A 23,634-nucleotide genomic window follows, 5' to 3' on the forward strand; every position below is an offset into this window, starting at 1 on the left:
GAGGGTTTACATGAATGTACTGAGCGGTCCTCCGCTCGTCATCGCCCCGCCCATGTGATCGCGCGCACGTTGCGTAACCATGTGTCGGCGCGCTGCACTGGGGGAATGCTGACGCGAATCGACCACATCGGGATCGCCTGCTTCGACCTCGACAAGACTGTCGAGTTCTACCGGGCGACATACGGCTTCGAGGTGTTCCACACCGAGGTCAACGAGGAGCAGGGCGTCCGGGAGGCCATGCTCAAGATCAATGAGACGTCCGACGGCGGTGCCTCCTATCTCCAGCTGCTGGAGTCCGTCCGTGAGGACTCCGCGGTGGGCAAGTGGCTGGCCAAGAACGGTGAGGGCGTGCACCACATCGCCTTCGGTACCGCGGACGTGGACGGCGACTCCCAGGATATTCGGGACAAGGGCGTCCGTGTGCTGTACGACGAGCCGCGCATCGGGTCCATGGGTTCCCGCATCACGTTCCTGCACCCCAAGGACTGCCACGGGGTACTGACGGAGCTGGTCACGGCGGCCGCACCGCACGGAACTGCCGGAGAAGCGGCAGAACCCGGAGAAGGGGAGTCACTGGCTCGTAAGGAGCACTGACCTCCGGATACCCGGGCCGGTAGAGTGGGCGGCTCCGGTCCGGGGCCGGATCGGGGCCTGTGACCCATGCCTCGTCGTTGATCTGACACCATTCCCCCCGGGGGCCCGTCGTCGCTGAGACGGCGGCGCTCGTACGGGAAGAGTGTGTTGCGACCAGGGGACGGATGGGACCGCGCAGTGCGGGGCTACGAACGCCAGGAGAGCCACCGGGCTGAAGACGACCATCTTTCGCGGTTCGAGGCCGAGATGGACCGGCTGAAGACCGAGCGGGAGAAGGCCGTCCAGCACGCCGAGGACCTCGGTTACCAGGTCGAGGTCTTGCGTGCCAAGCTCCACGAGGCGCGCCGCAGTCTGGCGTCCCGTCCTGCCTACGACCAGGCGGACATCGGTTACCAGGCCGAGCAGTTGCTGCGGAACGCGCAGGTGCAGGCCGACCAGTTGCGCACCGACGCCGAGCGCGAACTGCGCGAAGCACGCGCCCAGACGCAGCGCATCCTCCAGGAGCACGCCGAGCACCAGGCCAGGCTCCAGGCCGAGCTGCACAGCGAGGCGGTCACCCGGCGCCAGCGCCTGGACCAGGAGCTCTCCGAGCGCCGGCAGACAGTCGAGTCTCACGTCAACGAGAACGTGGCCTGGGCCGAACAGCTGCGCGCCCGGACCGAGTCCCAGGCGCGCAGGCTCATGGACGAGTCGCGCACCGAGGCCGAGCAGTCCCTGGCCGCGGCCCGCGCCGAGGCCGAGCGGCTGGTCACCGAGGCCCGCCAGCGCCTCGGCTCCGAGACCGAGTCGGTCCGCAGCGAGGCCGACACCATCCTGCGCAGGGCCCGCGCCGAGGCGGAGCGGCTGCTCACCGCCGCCTCCACCCAGGCGCAGGAGGCCACCACCCACGCCGAGCAGCTGCGTACATCCACGACCGCCGAGTCCGACCAGGCCCGCCAGCAGGCCGCGGAGCTCAGCCGCACCGCCGAGCAGCGGGCCCAGGAGGCCGAGCGCGCGCTGCGCGAGGCACGGGCGGAGGCCGAGAAGGTCGTCACCGAGGCGAAGGAGGCTGCGGCCAAGCAGCTCACCACGGCCGATTCGGTCAACGAGCAGCGCACCCGCACCGCGAAGGCCGAGATCGCCCGGCTCGTCGGCGAGGCGACCAAGGACGCGGAGGCCCTCAAGGCGGAGGCCCAGCAGGCACTTGAGGACGCCCGCGGCACCGCGGAGCGGATGGTCACGGAGGCGAGCGACAAGGCCAGGACGGCAGCGGCGGAGGACACGGCCGCACAGCTGGCCAAGGCCGCCAGGACCGCCGAGGAGGTCCTGACGAAGGCCTCCGATGACGCCAGGTCGACCACCAGAGCCGCGGCCGACGAGGCCGAGCGGATCCGCCACGAGGCGGAGGCGGAGGCCGCGCGGCTCAGCGACGAGGCCGCCGAGTCCGCCGAGCAGCTCAAGGGCGCGGCCAAGGACGACACCAAGGAGTACCGGGCCAAGACGGTCGAGCTCCAGGACGAGGCACGCAGGCTCCGCGGCGAGGCCGAGCAGCTGCGGGCCGACGCGGTCGCCGAGGGCGAGCGCATCCGCGGCGAGGCCCGCCGGGAGGCCGTGCAGCAGATCGAGGAGGCGGCGCGGACCGCCGAGGAGCTGCTGGCCAAGGCGAAGGCCGACGCGGACGAGGTGCGCTCGGGAGCCACCGCCGAGTCCGAGCGGGTACGCGCCGAGGCCGTCGAGCGCGCCACGACGCTGCGCACCCAGGCCGAGGAGACGCTGGAGCGCACCCGCACCGAGGCCGGGCGGCTGGCCACGGAGGCGGAGGAGCACGCCGAGGAGACCCGCACCCAGGCCGAGGAGGCCGCCGGTGTGCTGCGCGAGGAGAACGAACGCGGCATAGAGGCCCGCAGGGCCGAAGCAGCCGACGAGCTGGCCCGGCTGCACACCGAGGCCGAGGAGCGGCTGAGCGGCGCCGAGACGGCGCTCGCCGACGCCCGCGCCGAGGCCGAGCGGCTCCGCAAGGAGACCGCGGACGAGACCGAGCGGCTGCGCACCGAGGCGGCCGAGCGGGTCCGCACGCTCCAGACGCAGGCCGAGCAGGAGGCCGAGCGGCTGCGCGACGAGGCCGCGGCGGACGCATCGCAGGCACGTGCCGAGGGCGAGAACATCGCCGTACGGCTGCGCAGCGAGGCCACCGCGGAGGCGGAGCGGCTCAAGTCCGAGGCGCAGGACAGCGCCGACCGGATGCGCGCCGAGGCCGCAGCGGCGGCCGAACGCGTCGGTACGGAGGCGCAGGAGGCGCTGGCCGCCGCGCAGGAGGAGGCCAACCGGCGCCGCCGGGAGGCCGAGGAGACCCTGTCGTCGGCCCGTGCGGAGGCCGAGCAGGAGCGGGGCCAGGCGCGCGCCCAGAGCGAGGAGTTGCTGGCCTCCGCGCGCAAGCGGGTCGAGGAGGCGCAGGCAGAGGCGGCGCGGCTGGTCGAGGAGGCGGACCGCAGGGCCGGCGAGCTGGTGTCGGCGGCCGAGCAGACCGCCCAGCAGGTACGGGACTCCGTCGCGGGCCTCCAGGACCAGGCCGAGCAGGAGATCGCCGGGCTGCGCTCGGCGGCGGAGCACGCGGCCGAGCGGACCAGGACGGAGGCGCAGGAGGAGGCGGACCGGGTCCGCTCCGACGCGCACGCCGAACGGGAGCGCGCGTCCGAGGACGCGAGCCGGATCCGCAGCGTCGCCCAGGAGGAGGCCGAGGCCGCCAAGTCGCTGGCCGAGCGCACCGTTTCGGAGGCGATCGCCGAGTCGGAGAAGCTGCGCTCCGACACCGCCGAGTACGCCCAGCGGATGCGGACCGAGGCCTCCGACACGGTGGCCTCGGCCGAACAGGACGCGGCCCGCGCCCGTGCCGACGCACGCGAGGACGCCAACCGCATCCGCTCGGACGCGGCGGGCCAGGCGGACGCCCTGATCGCGGAGGCTTCCGGCGAGTCGGAGCGGATGCGGGCCGAGGCGGCCGAGACCGTCGGCTCCGCCCAGCAGGCCGCCGAGCGCATCCGGGTGGAGGCCGAGCGGGTCAGGACCGACGCCGCCGCCGCTGCCGAACAGCTGCGCGCCGAGGCCCAGTCGGAGTCCGACCGGATGCTGGACGAGTCCCGCGAGGTCGCGTCCAAGCGCCGCGCGGACGCGGCGGAACAGGCCGACCAGCTGATGTCCAAGGCCCAGGAAGAGGCGCTGCGCACCGCCACCGAGGCCGAGGCGCAGGCCGACACGATGGTCGGGGCGGCCCGCCAGGAGGCCGACCGGATCACCGCCGACGCGACCGTCGAGGGCAACAGCCTGGTGGAGCGGTCCCGTACGGACGCCGACGAACTGCTCGTCGGCGCACGCCGGGACGCGACCGCCATAAGGGAGCGGTCCGAGGAGCTGCGGGACCGGGTGACGGCCGAGATCGAGGAGCTGCACGAGCGGGCCCGCCGCGAGACCGCCGAGCAGCTCAAGTCCGCGGGCGAACGCGTCGACAAGCTGCTGAAGGCGGCCGCCGACCAGCAGGCCGAGGCCGCGGAGAAGGCCAAGGAGCTGGTGTCCGACGCCGAGTCGGAGGCGGCCAGCGTCCGGATCTCCGCCGTCAAACGGGCCGAGGCGCTCCTGAAGGAGGCCGAGCAGAAGAAGGCCGTTCTGATACAGGAGGCCCAGCAGCTCAAGGCGGACGCCGCGGCCGAGTCGGACCATCTCATCGAGGAAGCCACCCACGAGCACGATGTGCTGATGCGCCGTCGGGCGGACATCCAGGCCGAAATCTCCCGTGTCCAGGACGTACTGGAGGCGTTGGAATCCTTCGAGGCGCCGACCGGGAGCGGCAAGACCGCAGACGGCGTCAAGGCGGGCGCGGCGGCGGGCGGAACTCGTCCGAGTGGCAAGCCTTCTGATGGCTAGCCACTCAAAAGGCTGGACATTCTCCAGATCAAACGGGCATCCGCTCGATGACACGCCGCTTCGGCCCCTAGGATTCCCCCTATCACCTCACCGGTCTCATTCGACAGGAACCCCATGAGCGACACTTCCTCCCCATTCGGCTTCGAGCTCGTGCGGCGTGGTTACGACCGCGGTCAGGTGGATGACCGCATTACCAAGCTCGTCGCCGACCGTGACAGCGCTCTGGCACGGATCACCTCTCTGGAAAAGCGCATCGAGGAACTCCACCTTGAGACGCAGAACGCGCAGGCCCAGGTCAACGACGCGGAGCCGTCGTACGCGGGTCTCGGCGCGCGCGTCGAGAAGATCCTCCGGCTCGCCGAGGAGGAGGCGAAGGACCTCCGTGAGGAGGCCCGTCGCGCGTCCGAGCAGCACCGCGAGCTCGCCGAGTCGGCCGCCCAGCAGGTCCGCAACGACGCCGAGTCGTTCGCCGCCGAGCGCAAGGCGAAGGCCGAGGACGAGGGCGTCCGGATCGTCGAGAAGGCCAAGGGCGAAGCGTCCACGCTGCGTTCCGAGGCCCAGAAGGACGCGCAGTCCAAGCGCGAGGAGGCCGACGCGCTCTTCGAGGAGACCCGCGCCAAGGCCGCCCAGGCCGCCGCGGACTTCGAGACGAACCTGGCCAAGCGCCGCGAGCAGTCGGAGCGCGACCTGGCTTCGCGTCAGGCCAAGGCCGAGAAGCGTCTGGCCGAGATCGAGCACCGTGCCGAGCAGCTCCGCCTGGAGGCGGAGAAGCTGCGTACGGACGCCGAGCGCCGCGCCCGTCAGACGGTGGAGACGGCTCAGCGCCAGGCCGAGGACATCGTGGCCGACGCGAACGCCAAGGCCGACCGGATCCGCAGCGAATCGGAGCGCGAGCTCGCGGCGCTCACCAACCGCCGCGACTCGATCAACGCGCAGCTGACCAACGTCCGCGAGATGCTGGCCACGCTGACCGGTGCCGCGGTGGCCGCCGCCGGTACGCCGGCCGACGAGGAGTCGGCCTCCCACGGAGTCCCGGCGCAGCAGACCCGCTGAGCCGCTCGACCTGCTCAGCCGCTGAGCCGCAGATACGCTGCCTCTCCCCCGGGGTCGCGTCTCGCTGATCCTCAGTACGTCCGCGGTCCCGCGTACCGCGAGCAAGCCCCCCGTCATTCCGGTGGCGGGGGGCTTGTTGTGCGCCTAACGTGGCTGCGTGCTGCCCTCAGGATCCGCGTGGCCCGGCCGGGGGCAGGGGGAAGGCCGGGCGAACCACCAGAAACGACGAGGCGGAACGCAGTGATCGAACTCTCGGGGCTGACCAAACGCTACGGCGAGAAGACGGCGGTCGACCAGCTGACCTTCAGTGTGCGGCCGGGCATCGTCACCGGCTTCCTGGGGCCCAACGGCGCCGGGAAGTCCACCACGATGCGGATGGTCCTCGGCCTGGACAACCCCTCGGGCGGAGACGTCCGGATCGACGGCAAGCACTACCGGGACCTCAAGGACCCGCTGCGGCACATCGGCGCACTGCTCGACGCCAAGACCATGCACGGTGGGCGCACCGCCCACAACCATCTGCTCTGTCTCGCGCAGAGCAACGGCATTCCGGCGTCCCGGGTCGGCGAGGTGCTGGAGACCGTCGGCCTCTCGGCGGTGGCGAAGAAGCGTGCCAAGGGCTTCTCCCTCGGCATGGGGCAGCGGCTCGGCATCGCCGGGGCGCTGCTCGGCGACCCCGAGATCCTGATGTTCGACGAGCCGGTGAACGGTCTGGATCCCGAGGGCATCCACTGGATCCGCAACCTCATGAAGGCCCTTGCCGGGCAGGGCCGCACGATCTTCGTCTCCTCGCACCTGATGAGCGAGATGGCCCTCACCGCCGACCACCTGGTCGTCATCGGCCAGGGGCGGCTGATGGCCGACACCAGCATGTCGGAGTTCATCGCGGAGAACTCGCGGTCGTACGTACGGCTGCGCTCCCCGCAGCGGGAGCAGCTCTTCGACGTACTGCACGAGGCCGGGTACAAGCCGGTCCCGGCGGGCGACGGCTCGCTCGAAGTGGACGGCACCGCCGCGGCCGACATCGGCGAACTCGCCGCCCGGCACCAGCTCGTCCTGCATGAGCTCAGTCCCCAGCAGGCTTCACTCGAAGAGGCGTTCATGCAGCTCACCGCGGAGTCGGTGGAGTACCACGCACACGGCAGCACCGACAGCCCGCCGCCGGGCGCACCGCAGCAGCCTGGGCAGCAGCCCGGCTGGGGCCAGAACCCGCCGCAGCCCGGACAGCAGCCCAGGTGGGGCCAGAACCCGAAGAGGGGGGCCTGACCATGGCGGCCGCCCAGGTGATGAAGTCGGAGTGGACCAAGATCCGCTCGGTGCAGTCCACGGTCTGGACGCTAACGAGTGCGCTGGTGGTGACGGTGGCGTTCGGGGCGCTGTTCAGCGCGCTGTCGAACAACCAGTTCAGCAAGTTGAACCGCTCGGACCAGCTCACCTTCGACCCGACGTCGGTGAGTTTCGCGGGGATCGTGCTCGGTCAGCTGGCGCTGATCGTTTTCGGGGTGCTCGTGGTCTCGAACGAGTACAGCACCGGAATGATCCGGATGTCGCTGGCCGCGGTCCCACAGCGTGGCACCTTCTACACCGCCAAGATCGTGGTGGCCACGGTCCTGGCGTTCGTCATCAGTGTGGTGACGAGCTTCCTGACGTACTTTCTCGGCCAGGCGCTGCTCGGTGTCCACCGCTCCCACATCGGGGACCCCGGTGTGCTGCGGGCCGTGTTCGGTGCCGCGCTGTACATGACACTGATCACGATGTTCTCGATGGGCATCGCCTCGCTGTTGCGCAGTCCCATGCTGTCGCTGGGCATCCTGATGCCGTTCTTCTTCCTGATCTCCAACATCCTGGGGAGCGTCTCCGCCACCAAGAAGGTCGGCCAGTACCTCCCCGACCAGGCCGGGAGCAAGATCACCCAGGTGGTGCCGGGCAGTAACAGCGCCCCGTACGGGCCCTGGGAGGGGCTGGGCATCATGGCCCTGTGGGTGGCGGCCGCGGTGCTCGCCGGCTATGTGCTGCTGAAGAAGCGCGACGCCTGACGGCCGCTCCCGGGCCCGGTGGCCGGAAGGCGACGACGGTCACGACTTGGCTGGAACCGTCAAGGCCTGGATATCCTCCTCACTCATACGGGGGTGTTCGGCCGAATGCGGCCAGGCCCCGACGACACGAAAACGTCGATGGGGCTGGAGAATGATCGAGGCAGTCGGCCTGACGAAGCGCTACGGCGCCAAGACGGCCGTGTACAACCTTTCCTTCCAAGTGCGGCCCGGCACGGTGACCGGCTTCCTGGGGCCCAACGGCTCCGGGAAGTCGACCACCATGCGCATGATCCTCGGCCTCGACCAGCCGACCTCCGGCCATGTCACGATCGGCGGCCACCCCTTCCGCAAGCTTCCGAACGCGCCCCGGCAGGTCGGCGCGCTGCTCGACGCCAAGGCGGTGCACGGCGGCCGCAGTGCGCGCAGCCATCTGCTCTCGCTGGCACAGCTCTCCGGGATCCCGGCGTCCCGGGTCGACGAGGTGCTCGGCGTCGTCGGCCTCCAGGAGGTGGCCCGCAAGCGCTCCAAGGGCTTCTCGCTCGGCATGGGACAGCGCCTGGGCATCGCCGCGGCCCTGCTCGGCGACCCGCAGGTGCTGCTCTTCGACGAGCCGGTCAACGGCCTCGACCCGGAGGGCATCCTCTGGGTCCGCAATCTGATGAAGTCCCTTGCGGCGGAGGGCCGTACCGTCTTCGTCTCGTCGCACCTGATGAGCGAGATGGCCCTCACCGCCGACCATCTGATCGTGATCGGCCGCGGCCAGCTGCTCTCGGACATGAGCATCAAGGACTTCATCTCGCACAACTCGGCCGACTTCGCGCGGGTCCGCACCCCCGACGTGCCGCAGCGCGAGAAGCTGACGGCCGCGCTCACCGAGGCCGGCGGGCAGGTCATGCCGGAGCAGGACCTCGCGCTGCGGGTGACCGGGCTGCCGCTGGCGCGGATCAGCGACCTCGCGCACGACGCCGACGTACGGCTGTGGGAGCTCTCGCCGCACCAGGCCTCGCTGGAGGAGGCGTACATGCGGATGACGCAGGGGGCGGTCGACTACCGCTCCACGGCGGACCAGCTGTCCGGCTTCGAGCAGCCCGGCCACCCGCTGCCGGTGCCGCCCGAGATGCCGCAGCAGGGCTGGTACGCCCCGCCGCCGCCCGGCCAGAACCCGTACGCCGCTCCCCCGGCCGCCGCGCCCGCGCCGCCCGCCACCGGCCCCGCAGCGCCGCAGGCGACCGCCCCCGCGCCCGCTCCCGCCCCGAAGGACCACCGATGACGACCCCCGCTTCCGCGCCGTTCCAGCCGCCGCAGCAGCAGCCGCCACTGCCCCACCGGACTCCGTCCTACGTGTCGCCGATCCCGGTGACCGACGCACACCTCGGGCACGCCATCGCTTCGGAGTGGACGAAGATCAAGTCGGTCCGCTCCACGATGTGGACGCTCGGCGTCCTGATCGTGCTCGTCTTCGGCATCGGTCTGCTGTCGACGGTCGCCATCAGGTCGTCCGGTTCCACCATGAACGGCACCCCGGTGCTGAGCATGGGGTTCTTCGGCGTGCTGCTCGGCTCCATGTGCGTCATCACGCTCGGCGTGCTGACGGTGGCGTCCGAGTACGGAACCGGCATGATCCGTACGACCCTGACCGCCTGCCCGAGCCGGGCGCGGGTGCTCGCGGCGAAGGCGATCGTCTTCTTCCTGCTGGCGTTCGTGATCCTGCTGGTGACGACCGCGCTCGTCGCGATGTTCCAGTACGCGATGCTCAAGGGGACGGGCGCCCGGACGCCGGACGGCCGGGAGTGGATCCAGGCGACGGTGGGCGTCAGCCTCTATGTCGCTCTGCTGGGGCTGCTGTCGCTGGCCGTCGGCTCGCTGATCCGGCACTCGGCCGGCGCGATCACGGTGATGCTCGGGGTGGTGCTGCTCCCGCTGGTGCTGGCGCTGTTCATGTTCGCGCAGTCGCTGTCCACCCTGCGCGAAAAGCTCTTCGAGTACTCGATCCCCAACCAGCTCAGCGCCTTCTACAGCACCTCGGTCTCCAGCACAGGACCGTCCGGCTGGGAGCCGCTGTGGATCCTGCTCGGGGTGACGGCGGTGGTGTTCGGGGGCGCGGTCGCCGCGCTCAGCAGCCGCGACGTCTGAGACGGCCGGCCAGACCTGCTGAGCTGCTCAGTACTTCGGCGCGTTACGGGACCGCTGCACCCTGGAGGTGCGGCGGTCCCTGGCGTTCCAGCAGGCCTTGTGCCAGTGCCTGCGGTCGTCGACCCCGCCGTACTCGGGCCAGGCCACCACATGCGGCACCCCCGAGGGAATCTCCTGGTCGCAGCCGGGGCAGCGGTAGCGCTTGCCCTGCGCGCTCGCCCCGCTGACCATGCGGACCGACCACTCCTCGCCCTGCCAGGACTCGGTGGCCTGGAGACCGAAGCGGTCGGGCCCCCCACCCCCGCCGACGGACTCGCTCGGCTTCTCGCCCCCACGGGGGCGGTTGCGGCGCGGGGACACGTAACACCTCACGGGGCAGAGCGGACAGTTTCTCGCTCAGTCCAGCCTACGGGCAGCGGAACGCCACATCCGTACCGCTCACCGTGAGAACGTGAAAGCCCCGGGGCCCTGCTTGGGCCCGACCGGCGCGTGGGGGGCGGCGTCGCGGGGTCCGGCACGCACGCTCGCGGCGTTGTCGTCGGTCGCCATGCCTTGCTCCTCCGCCTTGCGACCGCACGCACCAGACCCCGCTCCTTCTCCCGCCCCCCATGCGCCGGCCGGGCTTACCGGAAAATCACAACAACTTTGCGTTGGGCCGTGCCTTTGGCACGTGTCAGGCGTTGTTGCCAGTAAGGGGAGAGTCGCGTCGGCCGCAAGGAGGCAGAAGGCGATGCGTGTTGGGGCATTTGTACTGGCAGCCCAGTTCCCGGGGCAGGGGCAGGAAGAGGCACTGCACCGCGCGGTGCGGTCCGCCGAGGTCGCCGAGGAGTCCGGGCTCGACGCGGTCTGGCTGGCCGAGCACCACTTCGTACCGTACGGGGTGTGTCCTTCGGCCGTGACGCTGGCCGCGATGATGCTGGGCCGCACCCGGCGGATCCAGGTCGGTACGGCGGTGAGCGTACTGCCGACCGTGCACCCGGTCGCGCTGGGCGAGCAGGCGGCGTTGCTGCACATCACATCCGGCGGGCGGTTCAGCCTCGGTGTGGGACGCGGCGGGCCCTGGGTGGACCTGGAGGTCTTCGGCGCGGGGCTCGGCGCGTACGAGAGCGGCTTCCCGGAGTCGCTGGACCTGCTGCTGCGGTGGCTGCGCGAGTCCCGGGTGTCGGCCGGCGGGGAGCGCTTCCGCTTCCGCGAAGTCCCGGTCGTACCACGGCCGCAGGAGCTGCGGTGCGGTGAGGTGCCGGGCCCCGAGGTCGTCGTGGCGTGCACCTCACCGGCCAGTGTGCGGCTCGCCGCCGAGCGCGGGCTGCCGATGCTGCTCGGGATGCACTCGGACGACGAGGAGAAGGCCGACATGGTCGCGCTGTGGCGAACGCACGCGCGGGCAGCGGGAGTTCCGGCCGGGGCCGTGGCCGACGCCGGGCATGTGGCGGCCGGGGTGGCGCAGATCGCGGACCGCCGGGCCGAGGCGGCGGAGACTCTGGTGAAGGCGATGCCGGGCTGGCTCAAACAGGGACTTGACGCCCATGTGACCGTCGACGGCAGGCATCGCGCGATGCGGGACCCGGTCGCGTACACGGAGATGCTCTGCCGGATCCATCCCGTGGGCCCTCCCCGTCTGGCTGCCGACCGGCTCGCGGCCACGGCGGAGAGGACCGGCATCACACGGTTCGCGATGCTGGTGGAGGGTTCGGGCGATGTAGCGGCCACCGAGGAGAACCTCCGGCTGATCGGAGCCGAAGTCCTCCCGCGGTTGCACTGATCCGGTGGAACCGGGCGCTGCCGCTCCGGCAGCCAAGACACCTCCAGTGGTGCGGAGCGGCAGCCCGGCGCGTCAGCAGTCCCTGAGTTCCGGAGACTGGTTCAGCAGCTGACCCCTGATCGAGGTGAAGCGGCCGAGCCGCTCATCGACCGAGGGGTCCAGCGGGAAGACCGCCACACGGTGGCAGTTCTGGAATGCCAGGCGCACTCCGAAATGCCGCTGCAGCGCTCCACGTATCGCGTCACTCGCGAGTGCGCGCAGCAGCTGGCCGCGCGCCTGCTCATTGGGGGGAGGCGTCTGGTTGTCGGCGAACTCGCCGCCGTCGACCTTCAGCTGGACCGCCAGAGAGCTGATCATCTCCCATGCGTAGGGCAGGGAGGTCCGGACGCAGTCGATGAAGTCCGCTTCATCGACCTCGCCTCGCTCGGCCTGTTCGAGTAGGGCCGGTGAGACGTCGAGCGACATGGGTTCTCCTCTCGCGACCCCGGAGTAGCCGGGGCCTTACGGGCAGGGACGGAGGATCGCGACGCAGAGTACACGCGCGACAACCTCCTGCTTCCACGGTATGCGTGTGCAGGCGCCCGCACCAGGAGAATGGGCACACAACCGGCCAATAACGAACGGGGTTGTTCAGGGCGAATCGCGTACAAGCCGCGATGTCGAGTAGCGTTGCCGACCATGCGTCTCGTCATCGCCCGCTGCTCCGTCGACTATGCGGGCCGCCTCACCGCCCATCTGCCGTCCGCTCCGCGCCTGATCCTGGTCAAGGCCGACGGAAGCGTCTCGATCCATGCGGACGACAGGGCGTACAAGCCCCTCAACTGGATGTCCCCGCCCTGCACTCTGAAGGAGGGGACAGGGGACGACACCGGTCAGTGGACGGTCGTGAACAAGGCGGGCGAGAAGCTCATCATCACGATGGAGGAGGTCCTCCACGACTCCTCGCACGAGCTGGGTGTCGATCCGGGGCTCATCAAGGACGGCGTGGAGGCGCACCTCCAGGAACTCCTCGCCGACCGCATCGAAACCCTCGGTGAGGGTCACACTCTGATTCGGCGTGAATACATGACGGCGATCGGCCCCGTGGACATCCTCTGCCGGGACGCGGACGGCGGGACCGTGGCCGTCGAGCTCAAGCGGCGCGGCGACATCGACGGCGTGGAGCAGCTCACCCGCTATCTCGAACTGCTGAACCGGGATCCCCATCTGGCCCCGGTCAAGGGCGTGTTCGCGGCACAGGAGATCAAGCCGCAGGCCCGGGTGCTGGCCACGGACCGCGGGATCGAGTGCGTGGTGCTCGACTACGACGCGATGCGGGGCATCGAGGACGACAAGCTGCGGCTCTTCTGAGGAACGGGAACAGCTGCGACAGCTAGGACAGCTACGACAGCTGAAACGGAAGGCCCCGGCGGATGTCCGCCGGGGCCTTCCCCTGTGTCCGTGCCGGCTGGGTGCCGTGCCGCCTCAGCCCGCCGAAGGGGACGAGTCGGGCGAGGGGGACGCCGATGCGTCTCCCGGAGGCGTGGACGAACTCCCGCTGTCCACCGGCCCGCTGGAGGCCGTCGAGGGCCGCATGGCGCTCTGGGTCGTCGAGGGGGAATTGGCGGGCGGCGGGTCCTCTGTCGTGGAGTCCGACGGGCTGGGGCTCGGGCTGCCCGGGTCGCTCGGCGACGTGGACGGGCTGCTGGGCGGCGAATGCGAGGGCTTGGTCGGCGGCGTCGACGGCTTCGTGGGCGGCTTCCCGCTGGAACCGGACGGCTTGTCCGACGGTGACGAGGGCTTGCCGCCCGGGGTCGACGCGCCGTCCGACGGTGTCGGGGTCCCGGAGGGCCGGCCGCTGTCGGTGGCGCTCGGGGAGGCGGGGGCCGAGGGGTCGGCGGTTCCGCTGCCGGTCGAGCCGTCGGAGCTCCCCGGCGTGCTCTGCGTGGGCTCGTCGGCGCTCATCCCGTCCTTGCCACCGCCGTCGTTGACGGAGCGGCCGGGCGTGCCGTCCCCGTCCCCGGAGTGGCTGTTGCTCGTCGCGCCGAGGGTCACCACGGTGCCGAGCACTCCGGCGAGCAGCACACCGGCTCCGGCCGCGACCAGATTGCGCCGGGCGCCTCCCAGGACCGTACGGCGCCGGCCGTGCGGAGCGGCGCCCTCCGGGGACACCTGCTGGGTGACCAGCGTGATGTGGTCGTGGGGCGCCGGGGAGAGCGAGACGACCGCGCCCGCGGCGCCCGGACCGACGGGCGTCTGGGCCATGTCCTCGTGTGCGGGCGGGAGCACCTCGGCGCCCTGCGGCGGGGTGTCGCCCGGCACATAGCCGCCCAGCGAGGCGGCGCCCGAGCGGTCGGCGATGAGCGCGAGCGCCCTGCGCCCGGCGACCGTACCCGCCTTGTCCGCCAGCGCACCGCGCAGCGCTATGGAGGCCTCCAGCTCGGCCAGCGCCCGGTCCGGGTTGCCGGTGCAGAGCGCCAGTACGCCCAACTCATGGTGGAAGTAGGCCTCTTCGGCGACCTCGCCGGAGAGCCTGGCCGCCTCCTGGCCGGTCCGCAGGGCGCGTTCCCAGGCGCCCCAGTGCAGTGCGGCAGCGAAGGCGGGGGCGGCGCTGCGGGCCAGCAGCACGGCGGCGCTGGGGTGTCCGGCCTCCGAGCCGGGCACGAGTGCGCTCATCGCCGCGAGGACGGCGTCGGCCTCCGCTGCCGCCCGCTCGGGTGCCACCGAGGGGTGCCCGGCCCACCAGGCGTAGTGCTGGGCGGTGGTCAGCGCGTACCCGGCGGAGTCGTCGGCGTATCCACCGGCCTCCAGCTGCTGGACGACGCCGGCGGCCAGCCGGTAGTGCGAACCGGCCGGGGAGAGCAGCCCGGACCCGGCCAGCTCCCCCATCGCCGCGTCGGCGTGGGTGTCGCCGACCAGTGCCGGCAGATGGGCCTGGTGCGGCACCTCGCCGCCGAGCGCCACGGCGAAGGCCAGCGTGGACCGTGCCGCGTCGCTGAGCCGCTCAGCGAGCAGCTGGGCGGGCGCCGCCCCCTGTCCCAGGGTGGGCAGCGGTACCTCGGGGGCATCGCCGGGCGGGCCGGCGGCGGCACCGGAGCCGCCCGGGAAGGCGTCGTCGGTGCTGGGTCCCGGGTAGCCGGGGCCGGCGCGCAGCAGGTCGCGCTGGCGCAGCAGCGCCGCCGCCTGGACGAAGCGCAGCGGCAGCCCCTCCGACTCGAACCACAGATCGCCCGCCCAGTTGGCCTCCTCCTCGGTGAGCGGCCGCTCCACGGCGCGCTCCAGGAGGTCGAGCGAGGCGCTGCGCCCGAGACCGCCGAGGAAGACCTCCTCCAGGTGGGACTCGGGGAGCGGGGCGGTCACCTCCGGGGTCGCGGCGAGCAGGAAGGCGCACTCGGGGGTGGCGTCGAGCAGTTCCTCCAGTGCGGTCCCGCCGAGCTCCAGGTCGTCCAGGACGACGATCGCGCCGATCCCGTTGACCAGGGTGAGCAGCTCGGCCCTGTCGGGCCGGTGCAGCGGGGCCCGGTAGACCGCGGCGAAGAGCCCGTACAGCAGGTCGGCGGCGGTGCGGTGGTACCCGGAGAGCCTGACGACCCCGTCCGGCGCGAAACCGGAGCAGTCCCGGGCCACGGCGTCCAGCAGCGAGGTGCGCCCGGAGCCCGCCGGGCCCGTCAGACGTACGGACCGCCCGCGCGCCAGCAGCCGTACCAGCCGCTCGTGCTCCTCCTGCCGCTCCAGCAGCGGGAGTTCGGGCCCTGCGGGTCCTGGCGGCACCGGCGGGCCCGCCGCGCGCAGCAGGGCCGTGCGCTCCTCGGCGGTGTACCGCTCCGGGGCGCCCGGGTGTTCGCCCGGCGGGCAGTGTTCAATCTCACTGCCGTCGACAGGGTTCACGGTCACCAGGAAGTCGCCGGTGACCAACCGCACGGTACGGGCGCGGGCAGGCGCCTGCTGCGCGAGGTCGGGCGCGAGCGGGTCCCGCGGCGGTCTGGGCGAGGCCGGCCCTCCGGGCCGCCCCGGACGGTGGCCGGAATCCTGGCCGTACTCGTCCGGTCCGCTCTTCTTCGGATCCATAGGTGAAAGCCCCCAGCTGGCGTTGCGCGCGGTCTGCCTTCCCGGCCTCGCACACCACGCTGTCGCTTCTGGTCCGGCGCCTACCGCACATGGGTTCGTCAATCAGTAGGCGACCGAACCCTAGACCTTCAGCCAGTATCCGTCACCACTCGGGGTCCCCGGCGCCGGGGACGGCCCCCCGCGGGCGCCCCAGGAGCGGTACGCCGGGTCCGTCAGACGCGGGGCAGGCATTCGGCGGCGATTCCGCCCTCGATGGCCAGAATGCGGTGCAGCCGGGTCGCCACCAGGAGGCGCTGCATCTGCGGCGGCACCCCGCGCAGGACGAGCCGGCGGCCGCATCTCCCGGCACGCCGGTGGACGCCCATGATCACCCCGAGTCCGGTGGCGTCCCACGAGTCGAGTTCGGTCAGGTCGAGCACCAGATCGCCGACACCGTCGTCGACAGCCGAGTGCAGGACCGTACGGGCGTCCGCCGCGCTGCGAACGTCGAGGCGGCCCCCGACGACCAGCTTGGCGTGGTCGCCCCTGATATGCATATGCGCTCCCCGGGAGTTCTCGGACTCCGTCACGTCTTTCACGTCTGTCACTGAACTGACTGCCCCGCCGGGAAACAAGTTGCCGTCCGTAAGCGAACCGATACCGAATTCACCCAACCGGGTGATCTCAGGGGCGAGCTGTGCGATTCAGTGCTTGTAGAACCCCTGCCCGCTCTTGCGGCCGATGTCACCCGCATCGACCATTCGGCGCATCAGCTCGGGCGGGGCGAACTTCTCATCCTGGGACTCTGTGTAGATGTTGCCCGTGGCGTGCAGCAGGATGTCGACACCGGTCAGATCCGCGGTGGCCAGCGGGCCCATCGCGTGCCCGAACCCGAGCTTGCAGGCGATGTCGATGTCCTCGGCGGTGGCCACGCCCGACTCGTACAGCTTTGCCGCCTCCACGACGAGCGCGGAGATGAGCCGGGTGGTGACGAAGCCCGCCACGTCGCGGTTGACGACGATGCAGGTCTTTCCGACGGACTCGGCGAACTCCCTTGCGGTGGCCAGGGTTTCGTCGCTCGTCTTGTACCCGCGGACCAGCTCGCACAGCTGCATCATCGGGACGGGCGAGAAGAAGTGCGCGCCGACGACCCGCTCCGGGCGCTCCGTCACCGCCGCGATCTTGGTGATCGGGATCGCCGAGGTGTTGGAGGCGAGGACCGTGTCCTCCCGTACCAGCTTGTCGAGCGCGCGGAAGATCTCGTGCTTGACCTCAAGCTTCTCGAACACCGCCTCCACGACGATGTCGGCGTCGGCGGCCGCGTCCAGATCGGTGGTCGTGGTGATCCGTGCGAGAGCGGCGTCGGCGTCGGCCGCCTCCAGCTTGCCCTTCGCGACGAACCGCGCATAGGACGCCTTGATGGCGTCGGTGCCGCGGGTCACGGCTGCATCGGTGACATCGCGCAGAACAACGTCCCAGCCGGCCTGGGCCGACACCTGCGCAATTCCGGAACCCATGAGTCCGGCTCCGATGACAGCGAGCTTCCTGGCCAATTGGCACCCCTTAAACGGCATTCTGCGAACGGCTCTGGGGCGGAGGCTATAGGGAGCCGGGCACCTTGTGGTGGCTAAGAGATGCGCGTCACGTCCCACATGGCGGACATCACACTCCGGGGCGTCACCCTCAGCCCCTTACTGCGTAGTTGAGCACTTTCTCCCCCAGGACCTCTTCCATGTCGTCGAGGAGATCCAGGGCCCGACGGGAGACTTCGTCCGGCGCGTGCCCGGCGATCATCTCGTCACCGATCCACGCCATCAGCGTCGACTGGATCCAGGCGAGCTGACCGGCCACCAGGGTCGGGAGCGTGTCGGAGCCCGCCGCGCCCGTCTCCTCGCGCAGCGCCGTCTCCACATTCGCCAGGGACTGCTGCTGGATGTGCCACATCCGGGAGCGCAGGGAGTGCGCGTCCTGCACGACGCGCAGGAACCGGTCGTAGCCGTCGAGGAGCCCGACCGTGGGCGAGACCGCCGTTACCTGGTCCCGCAGCTCCCGCAGGACCGCGCCCGCCGCCGACTCCCCCGGGTCCCGGCCGCGCACATAGCGCGCGAGCCGGTCCACCACGCCCTTGCTGCGGTCGAGGAACAGGTCCTCCTTGGCCGGGAAGTAGTTGTACACCGTGTTGACGGAGACCTCCGCCGCCTCGGCGACCTCCGCGACGGTCACCTCGTCGAAGCCGCGCTCCAGGAACAGCCCGGTCGCCACATCGGAGATGTACTGCCTGGTCCGGCGCTTCTTGCGCTCCCTGAGCCCCTCAGCCATGCCCCGCATCGTATGCGGGCCGCTGGGCACGGTGAAAGCTTGGGGTGACTGCAAAATTTATATCCATTGCAAAAATACAGCGTCTCTGTTTTTCTGAGTGCCATGCCAATCATCAGTACGTCCGGGCTGGCCCGGACCTTCGCCACCAAGGCCGGCCCGGTGGAGGCCGTACGCGGGATCGATCTGACCGTCCGGGCAGGCGAGATCCTGGGCTTCCTCGGACCCAACGGCGCGGGCAAGACCACCACGCTGCGGATGCTCACCACCCTGCTGGCGCCCAGCGCCGGCGCGGCCACCGTCGCGGGCTGCGACCTGGTACGGGACCCGGCGGGCGTCCGCCGGAAGATCGGTTACGTCGCCCAGTCGGGCGGTGTCGACCCCCAGATGTCCGTACGCGAGGAGCTCGTGACCCAGGGCCGCCTCTACCGGCTGAGCCGGGCGCGCGCCGCAGCACGCGCCGGCGAACTCGCGGCCGAACTGGGCCTCACCGCACTGCTCGACCGCAAGTGCGCCTCGCTCTCCGGCGGTCAGCGGCGGCGCCTGGACCTGGCGATGGGCCTCACCCACCGGCCGGAAGTGCTCTTCCTCGACGAGCCGACCACCGGCCTCGACCCGGGCAGCCGGGCCGATCTGTGGGAGCTGGTGCGCGGGCTGCGGAAGGAACACGGCACCACGGTCATCCTGACCACGCACTACCTCGACGAGGCGGACGCGCTGGCCGACCGGCTGGTCGTCGTGGACGAGGGCACGGTGGTGGCCGACGGCACGCCGGGCGCGCTGAAGCTCCAGTACACCGGGTCCATCGACGCCACCCTCCAGGACGCCTTCCTCGCCATCACCGGCCGCACCGCCGCACCCGAAGAGACCGCCCCCGTAGCCGTGTAGGAGCCCCCTCGCATGTTCATGCACGACACCGCGCTGATCTTCGGCCGCTATGCCCGGCAGACAGCGCGCTCAAAGTTCCAGATCCTCTTCGGCGTTCTGATGCCGTTGCTCTATCTGCTCTTCTTCGGCCCGCTGCTGACCGGTCTTCCGCTCGGCTCGCAGGGCGACTCCTGGCAGATCCTGGTCCCCGGGCTGCTGCTCCAACTCGCCCTGTTCGGTGCGTCGTTCAGCGGCTTCGCCATCATCATCGAGAACCAGACCGGAGTGTTCGAGCGGATGCGGGCCACCCCGGTCAGCCGGCTCGCGCTGCTGCTGGGCCGGGTGCTGCGGGACGCCGTGCTCTTCGTCTTCCAGTCCGTCCTGCTGGTCGTGACGGCGCTGGTGATGGGGCTGCGGGCACCGCTCGGCGGCGTACTGATCGGCTTCGCCTTCGTGGGCGTCCTCACGGTGGCGCTCGCCTCACTCTCGTACGCGCTGGCGCTGAAGGTCTCCAAACCGCACGAGTTCGGCCCGGTCATCAACGCGGTGACCATGCCGTCCATGCTGCTCTCGGGGCTGATGCTCCCGATGGCGCTGGCCCCGGGCTGGCTGAACGTGCTGTCGCACTTCATGCCGTTCCGCTATCTGGTGGACGCGGTACGGGCGGGCTACGTGGGCGATTACACCAGTACGGCGATGCTCTACGGGGTACTCGCGGCCGGGGCGCTGGCAGCCGCCGCCGTGACGGTGGGCACACGTGTCTTCCGCAGGGCCGGCGCCTGACCGAGGCCTACTAGGCTCGGCCGCATGGTCAATCTGACGCGTATCTATACCCGTACCGGCGACAAGGGCACCACCGCACTCGGTGACATGAGCCGGACCGCCAAGACCGATCTGCGGATCTCCGCGTACGCCGACGCCAACGAGGCCAACGCGGCCATCGGGACCGCCGTCGCGCTCGGCGGCCTGCCGGACGAGGTGGTGAAGGTGCTCGTCCGCGTCCAGAACGACCTGTTCGACGTGGGGGCCGACCTGTGCACGCCCGTGGTGGAGGACCCGAAGTATCCGCCGCTGCGGGTGGAGCAGTCGTACGTCGACAAGCTGGAGGCCGACTGCGACCGTTTCCTCGAAGACCTGGAGAAGCTGCGGAGCTTCATCCTGCCCGGCGGCACGCCCGGGGCGGCGCTGCTGCACCAGGCGTGCACGGTGGTGCGCAGGGCCGAGCGGTCGACCTGGGCGGCGCTTGAGGTACACGGCGAGGTGATGAACGCACTCACCGCGACCTATCTGAACCGGCTGTCCGACCTGCTGTTCATCCTGGCGCGCACCGCGAACAAGGAGATCGGTGACGTGCTGTGGGTGCCGGGCGGCGAGCGGTAGGGACCAGGGGCCTCTGCATGGCCAACTAGCCTCTTACGTAAGCCAGTTGGCTAAGCCACATCGACTCTCCCCCAGACTCCGTCCGGGGGACCCCCAACCAACGAGCTCCTACTTTTTAAGCCACATTGACTCGTTGGCCGGGCGGTGCCGCTTCCAGCCAGGCGAGGAAGCCGGTCAGCGCGTCCTCGCTCATCGCGAGTTCGAGCCGGACACCCTGGTGCGAACATCGCAGCACGATCGCATCAGAAAGGAGCGCCAGTTCCTCCTCGCCCTCCGGCGTACGCCGGGAGACGACTTCGATGGACTGGCGCTCCAGAGTGCGGCGCGGGCGCGGGGCGTAGGAGAAGACGCGGAACCACATGATGCGGTCGCCGCTGTACCGGGCCACCCCGTACACCCAGCCTTTGCCGGATACGTCGGGTTTCTCCGGAAGGTCCCAGCGGACACTGCAGTCGAAAGTGCCCCCGGAACGCTGGATCAGCCGCCGTCGCAGGCCGAAGACGAAGAGTCCCACCGCTACCAGTACGACGACCAGGCCGCACACAAGCAGAGCGAGGATCATCTACACCGACCTCCTCGCCTCATACCGTAAGGGACCTGGTTCTGCATCGCCTCAGCCGCGACCCGGTCCGGATGCTTCCGGACGGGCCGCGGCTGAGGTGAAATCTCGGTGGGAGTCGTCAGTTCCCCGTCACTGCGCGCAGTCGGACGTCGGCGCGCCGCTCGGCGACGGCGTCGTCCTCCGACTTCGCACTCTCCAGCGCACGCTCGGCGCGCTGGACATCGATCTCGTCAGCCAGCTCCGCGATCTCGGCCAGCAGCGAAAGCTTGTTGTCGGCGAACGAGAGGAAACCGCCGTGCACAGCGGCAACGACCGTCCCGCCCTCGCTCGTACGAATGGTCACCGGGCCCGATTCCAGCACACCGAGCAGCGGCTGGTGATTGGCCATGACCCCGATGTCGCCGGACGCGGTGCGCGCGACAACCAGAGTCGCCTCGCCGGACCAGACATTACGGTCCGCCGCGACCAGCTCGACGTGCAGCTCAGCAGCCAAAGGAGGCTCCTCGGGTCACCACCCGGCACTGCTGCCGGGTGTTGGGTCAAAGTCTAATGGGCGTACGGAGAGGGGCGGGACACACCCGCCCCTCTCCAGGAGTCTGATGACTCACATGGGGCAGCGATCAGGAGACGCCGAGCTCCTTGGCGTTGGCCTTGAGGTCCTCAATGCCACCGCACATGAAGAACGCCTGCTCGGGGAAGTGGTCGTAGTCCCCGTCGCAGATCGCGTTGAACGCGGTGATCGACTCGTCGAGCGGCACGTCCGAACCGTCCACGCCGGTGAACTGCTTGGCGACGTGGGTGTTCTGCGACAGGAAGCGCTCGACACGCCGGGCACGGTGGACAGTGAGCTTGTCCTCCTCGCCCAGCTCGTCGATACCGAGGATCGCGATGATGTCCTGGAGGTCCTTGTACTTCTGAAGGACACCCTTGACGCGCAGCGCGGCGTCGTAGTGGTCCTTCGCGATGTAACGCGGGTCCAGGATGCGGGACGTCGAGTCCAGCGGGTCGACCGCCGGGTAGATGCCCTTCTCCGAGATCGGACGGGACAGCACGGTCGTCGCGTCCAGGTGGGCGAAGGTGGTCGCCGGCGCCGGGTCGGTCAGGTCGTCCGCGGGGACGTAGATCGCCTGCATCGAGGTGATCGAGTGTCCACGGGTCGACGTGATGCGCTCCTGCAGCAGACCCATCTCGTCAGCCAGGTTCGGCTGGTAACCCACCGCGGACGGCATACGGCCGAGCAGGGTGGACACCTCGGAACCGGCCTGGGTGTAACGGAAGATGTTGTCGATGAAGAAGAGCACGTCCTGCTTCTGCACATCGCGGAAGTACTCCGCCATGGTCAGACCGGCAAGCGCGACACGGAGACGGGTGCCCGGGGGCTCGTCCATCTGACCGAAGACAAGCGCCGTCTTGTCGATGACGCCGGACTCGGCCATCTCCTCGATGAGGTCGTTGCCCTCACGGGTACGCTCACCGACGCCCGCGAACACCGACACACCGTCGTGGTTGTTGGCGACGCGGTAGATCATTTCCTGGATCAGCACGGTCTTGCCGACACCGGCACCACCGAACAGACCGATCTTTCCACCCGTGACGTACGGGGTGAGAAGGTCGATGACCTTGATGCCGGTCTCGAACATCTTGGTCTTCGACTCAAGCTGGTCGAAGGCCGGGGCCTTGCGGTGGATCGGCCAGCGCTCGGTGATCTCCGACTCGGCCTCGGGGTGGTTCAGGATCTCACCGAGGGTGTTGAACACCTTGCCCTTGGTGATGTCACCGACCGGCACCGTGATGCCGTTGCCGGTGTCGACCACCGGGGCCTGGCGGACCAGGCCGTCGGTGGGCTGCATCGAGATCGCGCGGATCACGCCGTCACCCAGGTGCTGGGCGACTTCGAGGGTCAGCGTCTTGAGCTTGCCGTCCTCGGCCGGGTCAGCGACCTCGACCTTCAGCGCGTTGTAGATCTCCGGCATCGCGTCGACGGGGAACTCCACGTCGACGACCGGGCCGATGACCCGGGCAACGCGGCCCGTGGCGGCGGCGGCCGTCGCCGCCTCGTCGATAGTCGTCGTCATTACTTGTCACTCCCCGCGGTCGCGTCGGCCAGGGCGCTTGAGCCACCGACGATCTCGCTGATTTCCTGGGTGATTTCGGCCTGGCGGGCCGCATTGGCAAGCCGGGAGAGGCTCTTGACGAGGTCCCCGGCGTTGTCGGTGGCCGACTTCATCGCACGGCGGCGGGCGGCGTGCTCGGAAGCAGCCGACTGCAGCAGCGCGTTGTAGACACGGCTCTCGACGTAACGCGGCAGCAGTGCGTCGAGAACGCCCTCCGCCGACGGTTCGAACTCGAACAGCGGAAGCGCATCGGCCTTCTTGTCCGACTGCTCGGCGGACTCGTCCAGGCTGAGCGGCAGCAACCGGTTCTCGACCGGCGTCTGCGTCAGCATCGACTGGAACTCGGTGAAGACGATGTGGAGTTCGTCCAGACCGCCTTCGGCCGTGTCCTGCTGGACCGCCGCGATCAGCGGAGCCGATACCTGCTTGGCATCCGCGTACGTCGGGTTGTCGGTGAACCCGCCCCACGACTCCACGACCTTGCGCTCGCGGAAGCCGTAGTAGGCGACGCCCTTGCGGCCGACGACATAGATGTCGACGTCCTTGCCCTCACCGCGGAGCCGCTCGGTGAGCCGCTCCGCCGCCTTGATGGCGTTGGAGGAGTACCCGCCGGCCAGACCGCGGTCGCTCGTGATGAGCAGAACTGCGGCCCGCGTCGGGTTCTCGGCCTCCGTGGTCAGCGCGTGCTTCGTGTTGGAGCCGGTCGCCACCGCGGTCACCGCACGGGTGAGCTCGGTGGCGTACGGCATTGATGCCTGCACCTTGCGCTGCGCCTTGACGATGCGCGAGGCGGCGATCATCTCCATCGCCTTGGTGATCTTCTTGGTCGCGGTGACGGATCGGATGCGACGCTTGTAGACCCGGAGCTGGGCTCCCATGAGTCAGGTCCCTTCC

At 70.3% G+C, this 23,634-nt stretch carries 22 protein-coding genes; 12 read left to right on the top strand and 10 right to left on the bottom strand.

The features are described 5' to 3' along the window. Positions 1-105 precede the first annotated feature (105 nt). The 7 genes from mce (at position 106) to OG385_RS07490 (ending at position 9,713) form a co-directional block, all read left to right on the top strand. Positions 106-594, top strand: a complete 489-nt coding sequence (gene mce, locus OG385_RS07460) for a methylmalonyl-CoA epimerase (RefSeq protein ID WP_266852986.1) — start codon at positions 106-108, stop codon at positions 592-594. A gap of 177 nt (positions 595-771) precedes the next feature. Further along, entirely contained in the window at positions 772-4,491 is a 3,720-nt protein-coding gene (gene scy / locus OG385_RS07465) for a polarized growth protein Scy (RefSeq protein WP_266852988.1), read from the top strand. Positions 4,492-4,605: 114 nt separating this feature from the next. Beyond that, the gene (locus OG385_RS07470; protein WP_266852990.1) at positions 4,606-5,544 is read left to right on the top strand and encodes a cellulose-binding protein; all 939 of its coding nucleotides are present in this window, start codon (positions 4,606-4,608) and stop codon (positions 5,542-5,544) included. A 240-nt stretch (positions 5,545-5,784) separates the two neighbouring features. Further along, positions 5,785-6,810 carry an ABC transporter ATP-binding protein gene (locus tag OG385_RS07475; protein WP_266852992.1) on the top strand — a complete coding sequence of 342 codons (1,026 nt, stop codon included), beginning with the start codon at positions 5,785-5,787 and terminating at the stop codon, positions 6,808-6,810. Positions 6,811-6,812: 2 nt separating this feature from the next. Next, entirely contained in the window at positions 6,813-7,580 is a 768-nt protein-coding gene (locus OG385_RS07480) for an ABC transporter permease subunit (protein ID WP_266852994.1), read from the top strand. 151 nt (positions 7,581-7,731) lie between these two features. Continuing rightward, positions 7,732-8,850, top strand: coding sequence for an ABC transporter ATP-binding protein (locus tag OG385_RS07485; RefSeq protein WP_266852996.1), 1,119 nt, complete (start codon positions 7,732-7,734; stop codon positions 8,848-8,850). Then, positions 8,847-9,713 carry an ABC transporter permease subunit gene (locus tag OG385_RS07490; protein ID WP_266852998.1) on the top strand — a complete coding sequence of 289 codons (867 nt, stop codon included), beginning with the start codon at positions 8,847-8,849 and terminating at the stop codon, positions 9,711-9,713. The genes OG385_RS07485 and OG385_RS07490 overlap by 4 nt, the downstream gene beginning before the upstream one ends. Positions 9,714-9,740: 27 nt before the next feature. On the opposite strand, the gene OG385_RS07495 is transcribed toward OG385_RS07490, so the two are convergent. Next, positions 9,741-10,073, bottom strand: a complete 333-nt coding sequence (locus OG385_RS07495) for an ATP/GTP-binding protein (protein ID WP_266853000.1) — start codon at positions 10,071-10,073, stop codon at positions 9,741-9,743. Between the two features lie 370 nt (positions 10,074-10,443). Between OG385_RS07495 and OG385_RS07500 the strand changes: the two genes are divergently transcribed. Continuing rightward, complete coding sequence (locus OG385_RS07500) at positions 10,444-11,475, top strand: LLM class flavin-dependent oxidoreductase (RefSeq protein WP_266853002.1); 1,032 nt, start codon at positions 10,444-10,446, stop codon at positions 11,473-11,475. A gap of 72 nt (positions 11,476-11,547) precedes the next feature. Here the strand turns inward: OG385_RS07500 and OG385_RS07505 are convergent, their stop codons facing one another. Beyond that, positions 11,548-11,940 carry an SCO5389 family protein gene (locus OG385_RS07505; protein WP_164267472.1) on the bottom strand — a complete coding sequence of 131 codons (393 nt, stop codon included), beginning with the start codon at positions 11,938-11,940 and terminating at the stop codon, positions 11,548-11,550. Between the two features lie 213 nt (positions 11,941-12,153). Here OG385_RS07505 and nucS point away from each other — a divergent pair, with 213 nt between their 5' ends. Further along, on the top strand, positions 12,154-12,825 hold the full coding sequence (gene nucS, locus OG385_RS07510; RefSeq protein ID WP_164267471.1) for an endonuclease NucS: 672 nt from the start codon (positions 12,154-12,156) through the stop codon (positions 12,823-12,825). Positions 12,826-12,939: 114 nt separating this feature from the next. On the opposite strand, the gene OG385_RS07515 is transcribed toward nucS, so the two are convergent. The 4 genes from OG385_RS07515 to OG385_RS07530 all read right to left on the bottom strand — a co-directional run bounded on the left by OG385_RS07515 (position 12,940) and on the right by OG385_RS07530 (position 17,820). Then, complete coding sequence (locus OG385_RS07515; RefSeq protein WP_266853006.1) at positions 12,940-15,522, bottom strand: ATP-binding protein; 2,583 nt, start codon at positions 15,520-15,522, stop codon at positions 12,940-12,942. 212 nt (positions 15,523-15,734) lie between these two features. Next, on the bottom strand, positions 15,735-16,058 hold the full coding sequence (locus OG385_RS07520) for an STAS domain-containing protein (RefSeq protein ID WP_266853008.1): 324 nt from the start codon (positions 16,056-16,058) through the stop codon (positions 15,735-15,737). A gap of 147 nt (positions 16,059-16,205) precedes the next feature. Continuing rightward, positions 16,206-17,054, bottom strand: a complete 849-nt coding sequence (locus tag OG385_RS07525) for a 3-hydroxyacyl-CoA dehydrogenase family protein (RefSeq protein WP_266853010.1) — start codon at positions 17,052-17,054, stop codon at positions 16,206-16,208. A 130-nt stretch (positions 17,055-17,184) separates the two neighbouring features. After that, positions 17,185-17,820, bottom strand: coding sequence for a TetR/AcrR family transcriptional regulator (locus OG385_RS07530; protein ID WP_266853011.1), 636 nt, complete (start codon positions 17,818-17,820; stop codon positions 17,185-17,187). Between the two features lie 102 nt (positions 17,821-17,922). Here OG385_RS07530 and OG385_RS07535 point away from each other — a divergent pair, with 102 nt between their 5' ends. Genes OG385_RS07535 through OG385_RS07545 form a run of 3 tightly spaced genes read left to right on the top strand, consistent with a single transcriptional unit; the run spans position 17,923 to position 20,064 of the window. Then, positions 17,923-18,705 carry an ABC transporter ATP-binding protein gene (locus tag OG385_RS07535; protein ID WP_266853013.1) on the top strand — a complete coding sequence of 261 codons (783 nt, stop codon included), beginning with the start codon at positions 17,923-17,925 and terminating at the stop codon, positions 18,703-18,705. 12 nt (positions 18,706-18,717) lie between these two features. After that, the gene (locus tag OG385_RS07540) at positions 18,718-19,467 is read left to right on the top strand and encodes an ABC transporter permease (protein ID WP_266853015.1); all 750 of its coding nucleotides are present in this window, start codon (positions 18,718-18,720) and stop codon (positions 19,465-19,467) included. Between the two features lie 24 nt (positions 19,468-19,491). Next, positions 19,492-20,064 (top strand): cob(I)yrinic acid a,c-diamide adenosyltransferase, encoded by a 573-nt coding sequence (locus OG385_RS07545; protein ID WP_266853017.1) that lies wholly within the window; start codon positions 19,492-19,494, stop codon positions 20,062-20,064. 115 nt (positions 20,065-20,179) lie between these two features. On the opposite strand, the gene OG385_RS07550 is transcribed toward OG385_RS07545, so the two are convergent. From OG385_RS07550 to OG385_RS07565, 4 genes are all read right to left on the bottom strand, one after another. Beyond that, positions 20,180-20,626 carry a DUF2550 domain-containing protein gene (locus tag OG385_RS07550; protein WP_266853019.1) on the bottom strand — a complete coding sequence of 149 codons (447 nt, stop codon included), beginning with the start codon at positions 20,624-20,626 and terminating at the stop codon, positions 20,180-20,182. A 118-nt stretch (positions 20,627-20,744) separates the two neighbouring features. Next, complete coding sequence (locus OG385_RS07555; protein WP_266853021.1) at positions 20,745-21,119, bottom strand: F0F1 ATP synthase subunit epsilon; 375 nt, start codon at positions 21,117-21,119, stop codon at positions 20,745-20,747. Between the two features lie 127 nt (positions 21,120-21,246). Next, entirely contained in the window at positions 21,247-22,701 is a 1,455-nt protein-coding gene (gene atpD / locus OG385_RS07560) for a F0F1 ATP synthase subunit beta (protein WP_266853023.1), read from the bottom strand. Further along, positions 22,701-23,618 carry a F0F1 ATP synthase subunit gamma gene (locus OG385_RS07565; protein ID WP_266853025.1) on the bottom strand — a complete coding sequence of 306 codons (918 nt, stop codon included), beginning with the start codon at positions 23,616-23,618 and terminating at the stop codon, positions 22,701-22,703. Before OG385_RS07565 ends, atpD begins: the two co-directional genes overlap by 1 nt. Between the last annotated feature and the right edge of the window lie 16 nt (positions 23,619-23,634).

The organism is Streptomyces sp. NBC_01306, from assembly GCF_026340465.1.
Classification (GTDB): domain Bacteria; phylum Actinomycetota; class Actinomycetes; order Streptomycetales; family Streptomycetaceae; genus Streptomyces.